General features: G+C 74.1%; 12 protein-coding genes. 4 read left to right on the top strand and 8 right to left on the bottom strand.

Annotated elements, in window-relative coordinates; translation table 11 throughout:
* Window positions 1-60: 60 nt before the first annotated feature.
* Window positions 61-1,350 carry a citrate synthase gene (gene gltA, locus BLW78_RS13795; protein WP_020092267.1) on the bottom strand — a complete coding sequence of 430 codons (1,290 nt, stop codon included), beginning with the start codon at window positions 1,348-1,350 and terminating at the stop codon, window positions 61-63.
* A gap of 289 nt (window positions 1,351-1,639) precedes the next feature.
* A complete protein-coding gene (gltX, locus tag BLW78_RS13790) occupies window positions 1,640-3,067 on the bottom strand; it encodes a glutamate--tRNA ligase (protein ID WP_091680275.1) in 1,428 nt (475 codons plus the stop codon).
* 193 nt (window positions 3,068-3,260) lie between these two features.
* Between gltX and BLW78_RS13785 the strand changes: the two genes are divergently transcribed.
* Window positions 3,261-5,576, top strand: coding sequence for a ComEC/Rec2 family competence protein (locus BLW78_RS13785; protein ID WP_091680273.1), 2,316 nt, complete (start codon window positions 3,261-3,263; stop codon window positions 5,574-5,576).
* Here BLW78_RS13785 and lexA read toward each other — a convergent pair.
* Window positions 5,570-6,298: a transcriptional repressor LexA gene (gene lexA / locus BLW78_RS13780; RefSeq protein WP_020092270.1), complete on the bottom strand. Its 729-nt coding sequence runs from the start codon at window positions 6,296-6,298 to the stop codon at window positions 5,570-5,572. The two genes, BLW78_RS13785 and lexA, sit on opposite strands and share 7 nt — an antisense overlap.
* 250 nt (window positions 6,299-6,548) lie before the next feature.
* Here lexA and BLW78_RS13775 point away from each other — a divergent pair, with 250 nt between their 5' ends.
* Window positions 6,549-6,998 (top strand): hypothetical protein, encoded by a 450-nt coding sequence (locus tag BLW78_RS13775; RefSeq protein WP_026604787.1) that lies wholly within the window; start codon window positions 6,549-6,551, stop codon window positions 6,996-6,998.
* A gap of 18 nt (window positions 6,999-7,016) precedes the next feature.
* Here the strand turns inward: BLW78_RS13775 and BLW78_RS13770 are convergent, their stop codons facing one another.
* A complete protein-coding gene (locus tag BLW78_RS13770; protein WP_020092272.1) occupies window positions 7,017-7,232 on the bottom strand; it encodes a hypothetical protein in 216 nt (71 codons plus the stop codon).
* A gap of 330 nt (window positions 7,233-7,562) precedes the next feature.
* Between BLW78_RS13770 and fae the strand changes: the two genes are divergently transcribed.
* Window positions 7,563-8,102 (top strand): formaldehyde-activating enzyme, encoded by a 540-nt coding sequence (gene fae, locus BLW78_RS13765; protein WP_020092273.1) that lies wholly within the window; start codon window positions 7,563-7,565, stop codon window positions 8,100-8,102.
* A 39-nt stretch (window positions 8,103-8,141) separates the two neighbouring features.
* Here fae and BLW78_RS13760 read toward each other — a convergent pair whose 3' ends face one another.
* The 4 genes from BLW78_RS13760 to BLW78_RS13745 form a co-directional block, all read right to left on the bottom strand.
* The gene (locus BLW78_RS13760; protein ID WP_091680272.1) at window positions 8,142-8,606 is read right to left on the bottom strand and encodes a hypothetical protein; all 465 of its coding nucleotides are present in this window, start codon (window positions 8,604-8,606) and stop codon (window positions 8,142-8,144) included.
* A gap of 67 nt (window positions 8,607-8,673) precedes the next feature.
* The gene (locus BLW78_RS13755; protein WP_020092275.1) at window positions 8,674-11,958 is read right to left on the bottom strand and encodes an error-prone DNA polymerase; all 3,285 of its coding nucleotides are present in this window, start codon (window positions 11,956-11,958) and stop codon (window positions 8,674-8,676) included.
* Window positions 11,955-13,640 (bottom strand): Y-family DNA polymerase, encoded by a 1,686-nt coding sequence (locus tag BLW78_RS13750; RefSeq protein WP_091680270.1) that lies wholly within the window; start codon window positions 13,638-13,640, stop codon window positions 11,955-11,957. The genes BLW78_RS13755 and BLW78_RS13750 overlap by 4 nt, the downstream gene beginning before the upstream one ends.
* The gene (locus tag BLW78_RS13745) at window positions 13,567-14,352 is read right to left on the bottom strand and encodes an ImuA family protein (RefSeq protein WP_091680430.1); all 786 of its coding nucleotides are present in this window, start codon (window positions 14,350-14,352) and stop codon (window positions 13,567-13,569) included. The genes BLW78_RS13750 and BLW78_RS13745 overlap by 74 nt, the downstream gene beginning before the upstream one ends.
* A 225-nt stretch (window positions 14,353-14,577) precedes the next feature.
* Between BLW78_RS13745 and BLW78_RS13740 the strand changes: the two genes are divergently transcribed.
* Entirely contained in the window at window positions 14,578-15,480 is a 903-nt protein-coding gene (locus tag BLW78_RS13740) for a collagen-like protein (RefSeq protein WP_091680268.1), read from the top strand.
* The last annotated feature ends 3 nt before the right edge of the window (window positions 15,481-15,483 follow it).

The raw sequence follows: 15,483 nt of genomic DNA, 5'->3' as shown, positions 1-15,483 counted from the left end.
ACGCGAAGGGCGGCCTCTCGGCCGCCCCGCTCGACGCTTCCCGGGGCAGGTGGTCCCGCCTCAGCCGCGCTGGTCCACGGCCACGTAGTCGCGCTGGGCCGGACCGACGTAGAGCTGGCGCGGACGGCCGATCTTCTGCGACGGGTCCTCGATCATCTCGGCCCACTGGGCGATCCAGCCGACGGTGCGGGCCACCGCGAACAGCACGGTGAACATGTCGGTGGGGAAGCCCATCGCCTTGAGGGTGATGCCCGAGTAGAAGTCGATGTTCGGGTAGAGCTTCTTCTCGATGAAGTACTCGTCCTTGAGCGCGATCTGCTCCAGCTCCATGGCGACGTGGAGCAGCGGGTCGTCGGTCTTGCCGAGCTCCTTGAGCACCTGGTGCGTGGTGTTCTGCATGATCCGCGCGCGCGGGTCGTAGTTCTTGTAGACGCGGTGGCCGAAGCCCATCAGGCGGAACGGGTCGTTCTTGTCCTTGGCCTTGGCGACGTACTTGCTGACATTCTCGGGGGTGCCGATCTCCATCAGCATCTTGAGGGCCGCCTCGTTGGCGCCGCCATGGGCCGGGCCCCACAGGCAGGCGATGCCGGCCGCGATGCAGGCGAAGGGGTTGGCGCCCGAGGAGCCGGCGAGCCGCACCGTCGAGGTCGAGGCGTTCTGCTCGTGGTCGGCGTGCAGGATGAAGATCTTGTCGAGTGCCCGGGCGAAGACCGGGTTCACCTCGTACTCCTCGCACGGCACCGCGTAGCACATGCGCAGGAAGTTCGACGTATAGTCGAGGTCGTTCTTCGGGTACACGAAGGGCTGGCCGATCGAGTACTTGTAGGCCATCGCGGCGAGCGTCGGCATCTTGGCGATCATGCGGATCGACGCGATCAGCCGCTGGCTCTCGTCCGTGATGTCGGTGGAATCGTGGTAGAAGGCCGACAGGGCGCCCACCGAGGCGACCATGACGGCCATCGGGTGCGCGTCGCGGCGGAAGCCGGTGAAGAACCGGTTCATCTGGTCGTGCACCATGGTGTGGCGCGTGACCCGGTACTCGAAATCGGCCCGCTGGGCGGCGGTCGGCAGGGCGCCGAACAGCATCAGGTAGCAGGTCTCGAGGAAGTCGCCCTTCTCGGCGAGCTGCTCGATCGGGTAGCCGCGGTAGAGCAGCACGCCCTCGTCACCGTCGATGTAGGTGATCTTCGACTCGCACGAGGCCGTCGAGGTGAAGCCCGGGTCGAAGGTGAAGGCGCCGGTCTGGGCGTAGAGCTTGCCGATATCGATCACGTCCGGCCCGATCGTGCCGGTTTTCACCGGCAGTTCGATCGACTTGCCGTCCACGGTGATGGTGCTGGGTGCGCTCATGGATCGTGGACCCTTCTCTGGCGACGTGGCGGATGCCGGCCTCGGGCTGCCCGAGTCGGTCCCGGGGGCCTGAGCACACGCATTATGCTGCGGGTGCTCACAGCCATGGGTTACCCAAACGGCAGTGCAGCAGCAACGGGGTCGGTGACAACCCGCCCCCGTCGCCAAGCGAATTCCGCCAACCGATTTCCACCCAACGCAATCCGGGTCGGGGCCGGCAGTTCCCTGTCCGCTCCCGGTCCGCGCGCAGCGGTCCCAGCGCCGCCTCGTCCCTGCCCTCAGCCCGGCCTCAGCCCTGCGGCGCCTGATCCCCGAGGCGCGCCAGGCTTTCCTCCCGGCCGAGCACCGCCATCACGTCGAACAGGGGCGGGGAGGTGGTCCGGCCGGTGAGCGCCGCGCGCAGGGGTTGGGCCACCTGCCCGAGCTTGCAGCCGGCCGATTCCGCGTACTGCCGCACCGCGCCCTCGGTGGAGGTCGCGCTCCAGTCGGGCAGCGCCTCGAGCACCGGCCGCACCCCGGCGAGGCGTCCGCGCCCCTCGTCGGAGAGCAGGGCGCGGGCCTTGTCGTCGAGCGCCAGGGGCCGCTGGGCGTAGAGGTAGTAGGCGCTGTCGAGGAGCTCGATCAGCGTCTTGGCCCGCTCCTTCAGGCCCGGCATGGCCTGGACGAGCTTGTCCTTGAGATCGGGCCGCAGCGGCGCCGACAGGCCGCGCTCCGGCCCGACGTTGGGCAGGATGGTCTCGATCGCCGCGACGAGGTCGGAATCGGCGCTGGTGCGGATGTAGAGGCCGTTGAGGTTCGCAAGCTTGGCGAAGTCGAACCGCGCCGCGGAGCGTCCGACCGCGCCGAGGTCGAAGGCCGCGACCATCTCGTCGGTGGAGAAGACCTCCTGGTCGCCGTGGCTCCAGCCGAGCCGCACGAGGTAGTTGCGCAGGGCCGCCGGCAGGTAGCCGAGATCGCGGTAGGCCTCGACGCCGAGCGCGCCGTGGCGCTTCGAGAGCTTGGCCCCGTCCGCCCCGTGGATCAGCGGGATATGCGCCATCCTCGGGATGTCCCAGCCGAGGGCCGAGAAGATCTGGCTCTGGCGCGCCGCGTTGGTGAGGTGGTCGTCGCCGCGGATGATCTGCGTGACGCCCATGTCGTGGTCGTCGACCACGACGGCGAGCATGTAGGTCGGCGTCCCGTCCGAGCGCAGCAGGACGAGGTCGTCGAGGTCCTTGTTGGCCCAGGTCACGCGGCCCTGGACGGCGTCCTCGACCACGGTCTCGCCCTCGGTCGGGGCGCGCAGGCGGATCACCGGCTTGACCCCGGCGGGGGCCTCGGACGGGTCGCGGTCGCGCCAGCGGCCGTCGTAGCGCGGGGCGCGCCCCTCCGCGCGGGCGGTCTCGCGCATCTGCGTGAGCTCCTCGGCGGTGGCGTAGCAGTGATAGGCGCGGCCCGCGGCCAGCAGCTCCTCGGCGACCGCGCGGTGGCGCTCGGCGCGGGCGAACTGGAAGACCACGTCGCCGTCCCAGTCGAGGCCGAGCCAGGAGAGGCCGTCGAGGATCGCGTCGATCGCCCCCTTGGTGGAGCGCTCGCGGTCGGTGTCCTCGATGCGCAGCAGCATCTTGCCGCCGGTGTGGCGGGCGTAGAGCCAGTTGAACAAGGCCGTGCGGGCCCCGCCGATATGCAGGTAACCCGTGGGCGAGGGGGCGAAGCGCGTGACGACGGCTGAGGACATCGGTCCGGTATGTTCCGGGGCTGGTCGCGGACGGGGCGCGACGGACGGCGAAGGGGCGGCGGAGCGGCGAGGGGCTCGACAGGGCGCCCGTAGCACGAAGAACCCGCTGTAGCACGGGCCGGTGGATGCGTTAAGAATCGCCCGCAGAATCGCCCGGCCCCGACGACAGGTCGCGCGGAGCGGGGCGGCGGCGATGCGGCGGATCGGCGCGAGGCGGGCGGACGGCGCGGTCGCGCTGATCGGCCCGCGCGCCCGAGCCCTTCCCGCCGCCCTCCTGGCTGCCCTCCCGGCGCTCCGCGACTGGGTCGTCGCCGGCCTCGCCCGCGAGGCCGAGCAGCGCCGGCTGTTCCCCTGGCTGGCGGTGGCCTTCGGCGGCGGGATCCTGGTCTACTTCGCGGCGGCCGACGGCGCGCCGAGCCTCGCCGCCCCCCTGATCGCGGCCGGCCTCGCGCTGGCGCCGGTCCCCGTCCTCGGCGCGCGGCCGGCGGCCCTGGCGGCGGCGCTCGCGGTGGCGGCCGCGTTCCTCGGCTTCGCGGCGGCGACCTGGCGGGTCTCGCAGGTCGCCGCACCGATCCTCACCCGCACCACGATCGGCCCGCTCGTCGGAACGGTCGAGGCCCTGGACGAGCGCGAGGTCGGCGCCCGGCTGGTGATCCGGGTGGAGAGCTTCGCCGGCCTCGCGCCGGAGGCGCGGCCCGCCCGGGTCCGGGTCTCGTTCCGGAAGACGCCGATCCCGCGTCCCGGGGACGGCGTCGCCGCCACGGCCCGGCTGCTGCCGCCCCCGGAGGCGGCCCGGCCCGGCGGCTACGACTTCGCCCGGGACGCCTATTTCCAGGGGATCGGCGCGGTGGGCTCGCTGATCGGCACCGTCACCGTCCGGGAACCGTCCGGGCCGCCGCCGCTGGGCCTGCGGCTCGCCGCTGCGCTCGACGCGGCGCGCAACGGACTCACGCGCCGGATCGCGGAGGCCGCCGGCGGCCAGGCGGGCGCGGTGGCGGCGGCCCTGGTGACGGGCAAGCGCGGCCTCATCGGGCCGGCCACCAACGACGCGCTCCGCGCCGCCGGCATCTACCACGTGGTGTCGATCTCGGGCCTCCACATGGTGCTGGCCGCCGGCGTGGTGTTCTGGCTGGTGCGGGCGCTCCTCGCCGCGGTGCCGCTCTGCGCGCTCCTCTGGCCGATCAAGAAGATCGCGGCCGGCTTCGCCATGGTCGGCGTCACCGCCTACTGCGCCTTCTCGGGCTGGGACATCGCGGCCGAGCGCTCGCTGATCATGACCCTGATCATGCTCGGCGCGATCCTGGTGGACCGGCCGGCCCTGTCGATGCGCAACCTCGCCCTCTCGGCGCTGATCGCGCTCGCCCGCGAGCCGGAGGGCCTGCTCGGCCCGAGCTTCCAGATGTCCTTCGGCGCCGTGGCCGGGCTGATCGCCTGCGCGCGGCTGATCGACGGGCGGCTGCTCGTGCGCCCGGGGGCCGGGCGGATCGGGCGGCTCGTCGGGACCGGCCTGTCGGCGATCACCGGGACCCTGGCCACGACCCTGGTGGCGCAGGTCGCGACGGCCCCCTTCGCCACCTACCACTTCCAGACGGTCCAGCCCTTCGGCCTCGTCGGCAACGCCCTGACCCTGCCGCTCGTCTCCCTGGTGGTGATGCCCGCCGCGGTGATCGGCTGCCTCGCCTATCCCTTCGCCCTCGACCGGCCGGTCTGGTGGCTGATGGGGCAGGCGGTGGCCGGGATGCTGGCGATCTCGGACTGGATCGCCGGGTTCGAGCGGGCGGTCCTGGTGCTGCCGGCCTTCGGCGCCGGGGCGCTGGCCCTGCTGACCGCCGGCCTGCTGCTGGGGACGCTGCCGGCCTCGCGCCTGCGCTGGCTCGCCGTGCCGCCGGTCCTGCTCGGGCTCGTCCTCGCGGCCCGGCCCGACCGCTACGACCTCTACGTCGACCGGCAGGGCGCCGGGGCCGCGGTGCGGGGCCCGGACGGGCAGCTCGCGGCCCTCGGCAGCCCTTCGGGCTTCGTCCTCGAGCAGTGGCTGAAGGCGGACGGCGACGGGCGGCGGTCCGCGGCGCTGATCGTCCGGTCGGGCAGCGGGCGCTGCGACCGGCTCGGCTGCACCGCCCGGCTGCCGGACGGGCGGGCGGTCGCCCTGGTCCGGGACCGGCGGGCCTTCCCGGAGGATTGCGCCCGCGCCGCGGTGCTGATCACGGGCCTCGCGGCGCCGCCCACCTGCACGGGGCCGCTGGTGATCGACCGGCGCGTCCTCGCCGCCCGCGGGGCCGTGGCCCTCCGGACCGACGGCGACGGCTTCGCCGCGCGCTACGCCCGGGACGACGGCCGCGCCGTGCCCTGGCGGCCGGCCGCGGGGCGCGGGCCGGGACCTCCGTCGCCGGTCACCGCGGAGCCGGGCGACCGCCCCGCGGAGAACGGGATCGCCGCGACGCCGGAGGCCGACGCCGCGCCGGGCGGAGACCTCGCCCCCGGCGACGCGCCGGCCGAGCCGCTTCAGTAGCGGCGGACGAGGCTCACGAGGCGGCCCTGGATCCGGACCCGGTCGGGCCCGAGCACGCGGGTCTCGTAGGCCGGGTTGGCGGCCTCGAGGGCGATCGACGAGCCGCGGCGGCGCAGGCGCTTGAGCGTCGCCTCCTCGTCGTCGATCAGCGCCACGATGATGTCGCCGGTATTGGCCGTCTCCTGCTTGCGGATGACCACGAGGTCGCCGTCCAGGATGCCCGCCTCGACCATCGAGTCGCCGCGCACCTCGAGGGCGTAGTGCTCGCCGCCGGCCACGAAGTCCGGCGACAGGGTGATGGCGTGGCTCTGGTTCTGGATCGCCGAGACGGGCGTACCGGCCGCGATCCGGCCCATGACCGGGATCGAGATGGCGCGGCCGGACTCGTCGATCATCCGCGTGCTCGCCGGGGCCGGCGGCTGCTTGGACTTACCGCCCTCGACCACGCTCGGCGTGAAGCGGCGCGGCTCGGCGGGGGCCTGAGTCGCCGGAGCGGCCTGGGTCAGGCTCTCGGGGATGCGGATCACCTCGATGGCGCGGGCCCGATTTGGGAGGCGCCGGAGGAAGCCGCGCTCCTCGAGCGCCGTGATCAGCCGGTGGATGCCGGATTTCGACTTGAGATCGAGGGCATCCTTCATCTCGTCGAACGACGGCGGGACACCGCATTCCTGCATCCGGCTCTGGATGAATCGCAGGAGGTCCAGCTGCTTGCGCGTGAGCATCGACGGGGGACTCGCGGCTTGGCGGACCGCCACGTGACGGTCTCCGAAACAAATCACGAACAGGTTAAACGTTCCGCAAGTGTTCCGCAAGAGCGGCACCGCTCGGCCCGGCGCGCCGCGGGCGCGCCCGCGGGAGAAGGTCGAGAAACGCATTGACGGCGCAAGCGGAGCCGTTTCAATGCATCGCGGCGCCCCGCCGGGAAGGCGGCGGATCCGGGGTGCGGGCTGGGACCCTCTTGGAATGACGAGGATGCGACGACCCGCAGCTCTGCTGCCCCTCGGCCTCGCCGCCCTCGGCCTCGCCGGCTGCACCACCGGATTCTCCTACATCTCGCGGAACTACGTGGCGCTCACTCCCCAGGTCGTCACGATCGGCTGCAAGGAGCCCTACGAGGTCTACGACAACCGGCAGCTGCGCCGGATGCTGATCGTGTCCAACGCCCTGCGCGAGTATACCGGCTGCAACCTGAGCGAGGTCCGGATCGATCCGGAGCCGGGCGCCACCCGGGTGAAGCGCTTCCGCACCGCCGCCCGGGCCTATCTCGACGAGACCGTGCGCGAGGATTGCCGGATCACTGGCGAGACCGTGTTCGATCCGCTGAAGACCGAGTTCGCCTACGCCTGCGACGCGCCGATCGAGAAGCGCGGCACCGTGGTCCCCCGCCTGCCGGGCCGCAATCCGGGCCTCGGCGTGCGCTGACCGGCCGGCGGCGCGCCCTCAGGCGCCCGGCTTCGGGAACGTCCGCTCCGCGGCGTCGCCGGCGGCGGCCAGCAGGGCGCGGGCGAAGGCCCGGGCCTCCGTCCGGTCGAGCACGATCGCGGCGGTGACCGGCGCACCGCCGAGGTCGGCGAGGGCGAGTTCCAGGCGCACCCCGTCGGGCACGGCGCTCGCCTGAAGGCTCCAGCCGGAGCCCCGGTCCGTGCTCTCCGCCATCGTGTTCCTCCCGCATGCCCGGCACGGCGCCGCGCGCCCACCGGAACGGCCAGGCCCGGGACCGCTCCCGGAGCCACGCTCCGGTCTTCCCTGCCTCGCCTGTCCGCGTTCCTCAAGGCCACAGGCCGCGCGGGGGTGGAGATGCGCGCCGTCGCGGATGCCGGCGGCCGCATCGCGGCGATACGGGGCGGCACGGGGCGGCACGGGGCTGCGCCCGCGCCGCGGCGCGGGCGAGGGCAGGGGCGGCCGGGATGGGGGCCGGCCTCGGGGCGATTGACGCGAGGCCGCCGATGATGTCTCCCGCGGGCTCCGATCAGGTGGAGTTCGAACATGCAAGAGATCTGGTTCCGCACGGGCGAGGCCACGGTGCTGGCGGCCGAGGGCCAGTACACCGACGCCATGCCGGAGGTGCTGATCGGCTCGGTGCGCGGCCCGGTCGGTCAGGCCTTCGCGTCGATGATGGGGCAGGTCCAAGGCCACACGCGGATGTTCGTGGTGCGCGACCTCAACCAGCTCGTGCGCCCGGCCACGATGATGACCACCAAGGTCACGATCCACACGGCCGAGTATGCCGAGCTCCTCGGCGGCGTGGTCCAGGCCGCCACCGGCGACGCGATCGTGGACTGCATCATCGAGGGCATCCTGCCGAAGGACGGGCTCGACGAGCTGTGCATGATCATCATGATCTGGCTCGATCAGCGCTGCGCCGAGGACGACAACCTCGACCAGAAGGACCTCTACCGGACCAACTACGAGGCCACGAAACTCGCCATCGCCCGCGCCCTCAAGGGCGAGCCCACGGTCGACGAGCTGATCGCCAACCGGAAGACCGTGAAGCACTACGCGCTCGACGGCGTGATCGAGTACTGAGCGGGCCCGCGTCGCGCATCCTGCCGGCTCAGGTCCGCCTCAGCCCGGCGGGATGCGCCCCACCGAGCAGAGGGTCCGCATCGCGCTGCTGCCCGGGTCGGTGTAGCAGGACGCCGACCAGCCGTTCTGCTGGATGAACGACTTGCGCCGCTCCGCCAGCGCGGTCCGGTAGGCGGTGGCGATGATCGGCTCGACGGTCGCGGCCGGTTGGCCGACGAGGATCTCGGAGGCCACCGACAGGTCGCGGAAGAAGGTCGCCGAGGGACTCGGCTCGGCGGAGGTCGCCTGCACGATCGGCTCGGCCCGGCAGGTCACGTCGAACTTGATCGGGCCGGCCACGCGGATGTCGATGCTGGGGCCGGCGCGCTTGCTGACCCGGCCGCCGATCGCGTCGGCGATCTGGCGGGTGAGGTCGTCGCAGCTGTCGGCCCGGGCGGCCTCCGCCAGGAGGGGCAGGGCCGCGCAGGCGGCGAGGAGGAGGCGCGGGACGGCGAAGCTCGACATCGCCGCACTCTACGCGCCGCGCGGGGCCTGTCGAGGGGCTGGTCGAGGGCCGCTCGAAGTGCCGGCCTCAGTGGAAATCCCGGCTGGGGAACACGCGCCGGTCCGGGGGCACGCCGAAATCCGTGTTCTCGGGCGGCAGCTTCATGCCGGCCTCGCGCAGGTCGCGCAGGGCGGCGGTGAGGTCGCGAAACCCCTCCGCCACGAGGTGGACCACCCCGTCCGCCCGCTGGATCCGGCCGCGCACGGCGAGGAACCGCGCCTGCATGGCGATCCGGCGATTCGCCTCGAACACGGTCTTCCAGACGATCACGTTGGCGATACCGGTCTCGTCCTCCAGCGTCAGGAAGACCACGCCCTTGGCGGTGCCGGGCCGCTGGCGGATCAGCACGAGCCCCGCCACCGTGACCCGCGCCCCCTGGGGCAGCGCCGGATCGAGATGGGCCCGGGCCGGGATCGCGCCGATCCGGGCGAGCCGCCCCCGGAAGAACGCGACCGGGTGCCCCTGGAGCGACAGGCCGGTGGCGGCGTAATCCTCGGCCACGGCCTCGGACGGGGCCAGGGGCTGAAGGTCCACCGCCGGCTCGTGCCGGAACAGGCCGTCATCGGCGTGCCACGCGAAGAGCGGCAGGGGTGCGTCGAGGAGATGGGCGCGGCGCTCGCTCGCATCGGCCTTGGCGGCCTTGCGGGATGACGTCCCCTCCAGGGTGCGGACCATCCACAGGGCGGCGCGCCGGTCGAGGCCGAGCGAGCGGAACGCGTCCGCCTCGGCCAGCCGCTCCAGGGCGTTGCGGGGCAGGGCGAGGGACGCCTGCAGCCCCTCGATGCTGGCGTAGCCGTTGGCGCGCAGCCGCACGAGCCGGCGCATCGCGGCCTCGGGCAGGCCGCGCACGACGCGCAGACCGATCCGCACGGCGTGCAGCGCCGGATCCCCGGCCGGCTCCAGGGTGCAGTCCCAGTCGCTGGCGTTGACGCAGACGCCCCGCACCTCGACCCCGTGGGCCCGGGCGTCGCGCACCAGCTGGGCCGGCTGGTAGAAGCCCATGGGCTGGGCGTTGAGGATCGCGGCCAGGAAGACGTCGGGGTGCCGGCACTTCATCCAGGCCGAGGCGTAGACGAGGAGCGCGAAGCTCGCCGCGTGGCTCTCCGGGAAGCCGTAGGTCGAGAAGCCCCGGATCTGCGCGAAGCAGCGCTCGGCGAAGTCCTGCGGGTAGCCCCGGCGGGTCATGCCGCCCACGAACTTGTCCGCGAAGCCGCCGATCGACCCGACGTGGCGGAAGGTCGCCATCGCCCGGCGCAGCCCGTCGGCCTCGGCCGGGGTGAAGCCCGCCGCCGTGATGGCGATCTGCATGGCGTGCTCCTGGAACAGCGGCACGCCGTAGGTCTTCTGCAGGACCTCCTTCAGCTCGTCCGCCGGGCCGTGATCCGGGTGCGGGGCCGGGTACTCGACCGGGTCGATCCCGGAGCGTCGCCGCAGGTAGGGATGGACCATGTCGCCCTGGATCGGGCCGGGGCGCACGATCGCGACCTGCACTACGAGGTCGTAGAACTCCCTGGGCTTAAGGCGCGGCAGCATCGACATCTGCGCCCGGCTCTCGACCTGGAACACGCCGACGGAATCGGCCTTCGTCAGCATCGCGTAGGTCGCGGGATCGTCCTGCGGCAGGTCGGCCAGCGTCTCGTAGAAGGTGCCGTGATCCTTCTCCAAGAAATCGAGGCCGCGCTTGAGGCAGGTCAGCATGCCGAGCGCCAGCACGTCGACCTTCATCAGGCCGATCGCGTCGATGTCGTCCTTGTCCCACTCGATGAAGGTGCGGTCCGCCATGGCGCCGTTGCCCACCGGCACGGTCTCGTCGAGGCGGCCGCGGGTCAGCACGAAGCCGCCGACATGCTGCGACAGGTGGCGGGGGAAGCCGATCAGCTGGTGGGCGAGGTCGAGCGCCTGTCGGATCGCCGGGTTCTCCGGGTCGAGCCCGGCCTCGCGCACGTGCTGGTCCGGCATGCCGGTGCCCCAGGAGCCCCAGACCGTGTCGGCGATCGCCGCGGTCACGTCCTCGGTCAGGCCCAGGACCTTGCCGACCTCGCGGATCGCCATGCGGGGCCGGTAGTGGATCACCGTGGCGCAGAGGGCGGCGCGCTCCCGGCCGTAGCGGGCGTAGAGGTGCTGGATCACCTCCTCGCGGCGCTCGTGCTCGAAGTCGACGTCGATGTCGGGGGGCTCGCCGCGGTTCTCCGAGATGAAGCGGGCGAAGAGCAGCCGGTGCTTCGACGGGTCCACCGCGGTGATGCCGAGGCAGAAGCACACGGCGGAATTGGCCGCCGAGCCGCGGCCCTGGCAGAGGATGCCCCGGCCGCGAGCGAACTCGACCACGTCGAACAGGGTCAGGAAGTAGCGGGCGTATTTCATCTTGGCGATGAGCCGCAGCTCCTCGCGCAGCGTCGCCGCGACGCCGTCCGGGACCTCGCCGCCGTAGCGCCAGCGCGCCCGTTCCCAGGTCTTCTCCTCCAGGTATTCCTGCGGCGTGCGCCCGGGGGGCACCGGCTCGTCGGGATACTCGTAGTGCAGCTGCGACAGGTTGAACTCGCAGGCCTGCGCGATCTCGACGGTGCGGGCCAGCGCCTCCGGGTGGTCGGAGAACAGCCGCGCCATCTCGGCGGCGGGCTTCAGGTGGCGCTCGGCATTGGCCTCCAGCCGGTAGCCGGCGTCCTCGATCCGGCAGCCTTGGCGGATGCAGGTGACCACGTCCTGCAGCGGGCGTCGCTCGGGATGGTGGTAGAGCGCGTCCGAGACCGCGACCATCGGGGCGCCGGAGGCCGCGCCCAGCTCGGCGAGCAGCCCGAGGCGCCGCCGCTCGTCGCCGCGGCGCGTGTGGCTCGCCCCCAGAAAGGTCCGGCCCGGGGCGGCGGCGGCCAGCGCCTCCAGCCGCGCCCGGAACCCCTCCGGCAGGCGCCGGGCCGGCGGCATCGCGATGAACATCTGCCCCTCGGCGGCCTCCACCATCTCGGCGAAGGAGAAGCGGCACGCGCCCTTGCGGACGCGCCGGTTGCCCAGGGTGAGCAGCCGGCAGAGGCGCCCCCAGGCGCCCCGGTCCATCGGGTAGGTGACGGCTTCGAACCCCTCCTCGGTGACGAGGCGCACCCCCGGCAGGATCCGGATCGGTGTGCCTTCCTGGTCGAGCGCCAGCGCCGCCGCGTGCGCCCGGACCACGCCGGCCACGGTGTTGCGGTCGGCGATGCCGATGGCCGCGAGGCCGTAGGACGCCGCCTGCACGACGAAGTCCTGCGGATGGGAGGCGCCGTGCAGGAAGGAGAAGTTCGTGGTGACGGCGAGCTCGGCGTAGGCGGGGCCGCTCACGCGAAGAGCCCGTGGACGTACCACGCGGCCGGGCGATCAGGGGCGTGCGGGCCGTCGCGGTAGAGCCAGAGCCGGTGCCCGGCCTCGCACTCGATGCGGTAGTAATCGCGATCCGCGCCGGGCGCGCGCCACCATTCGGCGGCGATCCGCTCCGGCCCCTCGGCATGGGCGACGCGGTGGACCCGGGCGCGCCAGCGGAAGCGCCGGGGCGGCCCCTCCGGGACGGTCGAGAGCACGTCCAGGGCGGCCTCGCCGCGGGGGAAGATCACCAGGGGGCGGGGCGGGAGGTGGTCGGGCCAGGGGAACGCGCCGGTGCGCGCCTCCTCTTCCGCCGCTGGGCCGGAAGGCTCAGCCATCACGGTTGAACGCCGACGCTGAAGGAGCGCATCCGGCCCACTCTGCCGTTCGGGAGGGGGGGGCGGGAGAGGCGCCCGTGGCCGGCTGACGCCTCGATCGGTCGACGGTCCGTGCCCCATTCCGGCAACCCAAACCCGGTCCCGGTCGGCCCGCTCCGGCAGGTGGCTCGCCCGCGGCTCGAGCCGCAGGAGCGCCCGCCCGAGGCGCTGCGCCAGGGCGTCGGCCAGGAACCCGATCCCGTCGCCCGGGGCCGCCGCGCCGAGATCCGTCTGGCGGGCCGGCATGGGGCCGGTCACCGTCACGGCGAGCGCCACCGTCTCGAAGCCGAAGCCGGCGTCGAGGGCGGGGCCCAGCCGGTCGAGGCGCAGGGCGACGAGGGCCGCGACCCGCTCAGGATCGCGCTCGGGGCGGGACAGGCCGAGATCGATCACCCGCAGGGCGCCGTCGACCCGGTGCAGGCCGAGGCGCAGGGCGCAGGCGCCGAGCCCGTCCCGCTCCAGCCGCGGCGCGGTCTCCGCCATCAGGTCCCGGGCGGTCCGGACGATGTCCGACTGCCGGCCGATCGGGTCGAGGAAGCCGCGGGCGGCGGCGTAGGCGGCCGCCTCCGTCAGGGGCGCCAACGGCTCCGGCCGGCGGGCCAGGGCCTGGTCGAGCCGCAGCAGCAGCGCCGCGCCGAAGCGCCGGGCGAGGGGCCCCCGGGGCAGGGCGTCGAGTTCGCCGATCCGGCGCAGGCCGAGCCGCTTCAGGCCCGCGACCGTGCCGGGATCGAGGCGCAGGGCGTCCACCGGGAGGGCCCGCAGGGCCTGCGAGGCCCCGCCCGGCGGCACCACGACCGGATCGGGCCCGCCCTGCCGCGCCAGCGCGAAGGCGGCGCCGGGCGTGTCGGCCAGCGCGATCCCCGCCGGTACGCGGCTCCGCGCGAGCCGGGCGGCCAGGTCCGCGACGAGGTTCGCCTCGCCGCCGCGCAGGTGGCTCGCGCCGGCGACGTCGATGTAGAGCCCGTCCGCCGCCTCGCCCGGCCCGAACGGCGCCACGTGGGGCGCGTAGCCGCTCGCCCAGCGGCAGAGCCGCAGCAGGGCGTCCCGGTCGGCCTCCGGGTCGGCCGGGTAGACCTGGAGCGGCACGCCGATCCGCGCCCGGACCCGGCCGAGGGGCTCGCCGACCCGGAGGCCGAGGGCGCGGGCCTCCGGGTCGAGGGCCACGAGCCGCAGCCCGCCGGACCCCTCGGCCGCCACCGCGAGGGGGACGCGCTCAGGCGCGAGACCGGCCCGCCGCAGCCGCGTCACCGGCCAGTGGCTCAGGCAGATGCAGACGATGCGCGGCATGGTCCCACTCCAGAAGCCAGTCGCCGCCCCGCCCGTTGCGGCAGCGCTCGAGCCGCGCCCGCCAGCGCGGCCTGTCCAGGGTGCCGAACCGGTCCCGCGCCGCCGGCGCGGCGGCGATCCGCCAGCGCGTGGCGGCCCCGTTGGGCAGACCGGCCGGCGCCGGCCGCAGGATCAGCAGCAGCGGCGGCGCCGGCCCTTCCGCGGCGAGTTGCAGGCGCCGGCCCGGCTTCAGCGGCAGCCCGTCCCGCAGGAGGCCGATCAGGGCCGTGAGCGCCCGCGCGTGCAGGGCCGCCTCCAGGGCACGGAACACCTCCGCGTCGCTGCCGGCTTCCAGCAGCAGCAGGCGGCCGGGGTCGAGGCCGAGGCCGGCGAGGCCGTGCCCGTAGGGCAGGGGCTGGCCGGGCGCGGCGGCGATCAGCGCTTCCCCCGGCTCCCGGGCGAGCTGGCGGGCGCAGAGCGCCAGGGCGAAGCCCAGGGCCGCGATCGCGTCCGCGGGCTCGGCCGGCGCGATCTCGTGGGGCGGCCCGAGGGCGAGACCGCCGCCCGGCAGGTGCGCGTCGAGATCCGGAACGCCCAGCGGCAGGACCGGGGTCGGATCCCGGCCGCGATCCGGCGGCGCGAGGCGCGCCCGCAGGACCGCCAGCCGGGCCCGGGGATCGCCCCGCGCGATCGCCGCCTCGGTCTCGTCGGCAGGGTCCAGCCCCATCTCCATCGGCTCCGGTCATGCTGGACGATAGGAACATAACAGGAACATGCACAAACGGTTTCCGCGGGGTCCCGGAATCGCACGTGGCGGCAGCGGCTTGGCCTGTGGACGGCTGTGGACGCCTGTGGAATCGGCCGCCCCCGCGGGGTCCGAGGTCGCGGTTGACCGCAATCGCAGGGCGAGACCAATGTCCGGACGCCGCGCGCGTGACGCGGCCGAACCGGACCGCGCATGCGCTCAGCCCTCAGCTCAGCCCTCACCCTGACGCTCCTGCTCGCCCTGCCGGGCGCGGCGCTCGGCCAGCAGGCGGATCCGCCGGGTGCCGCCGCCCCGGATCCGGCCGCGTCCGCCCCCGCGACGGGGCGGGCGCGCCCGGCCCGTCCGCGGGTCCGCCACGCGCAGGCCCCGAGCCAGCCGATCATGGTCTACGACGCGCGGATCGAGGCCGGCGACCTGAGGATCTCGGGCTCCGTGCGCAAGCCCGGCGCGATCGTGGTGCTGGACGACGACATCTCGATCCAGGCCGACCGGCGCGGCCGGTTCACCTTCCGGCTGCCCTACCGGCCCTCGACCTGCGTGGTGACGCTGAAGGCGGAGCCGGACGAGCGCGAGGCGGTCGTGGCGAACTGCGCGCCCGAGGGTCCGCCCGGACCGCCCGGTCCCCAGGGTGCGGCGGGACCGCCCGGCGAGACGGGGGCCAAGGGCGAGACAGGGGCCAGGGGCGAGACCGGTCCCAAGGGGGATCAGGGTCTCAAGGGAGATCAGGGCCTCAAGGGCGATACGGGTCCCCAGGGCGAGCCCGGCCCGAAGGGGGAGCCCGGTGCCACGGGCGCGGCCGGCCCGCAGGGCGCACCGGGCCCGAAGGGCGACACGGGAGCCTCGGGCCCGCCGGGCGCACCGGGCTCGCGGGGGCCGATCGGACCGCAAGGCGGCCCGGGCCCGAAGGGCGAGGCCGCCAGCCTGCGGCCCGTGCGCAAGTCCGACTGCCCGGGGGGCTGCACGATCACCTGCGGGACCGGAGAGATGCTGGTCACGGCCCACTGCCTCAAGGGCGGCGCGCCGACCTACGACGGGGAGGGCGCCAGCTGCCCGGCGGAGGCGACCGGCATCGTCGGGTTCTGCACGCGGCCGTGAGCC

The organism is Methylobacterium sp. 275MFSha3.1, assembly GCF_900108435.1.
GTDB lineage: Bacteria > Pseudomonadota > Alphaproteobacteria > Rhizobiales > Beijerinckiaceae > Methylobacterium.
This window is presented reverse-complemented; position numbering and strand designations above follow the sequence as displayed.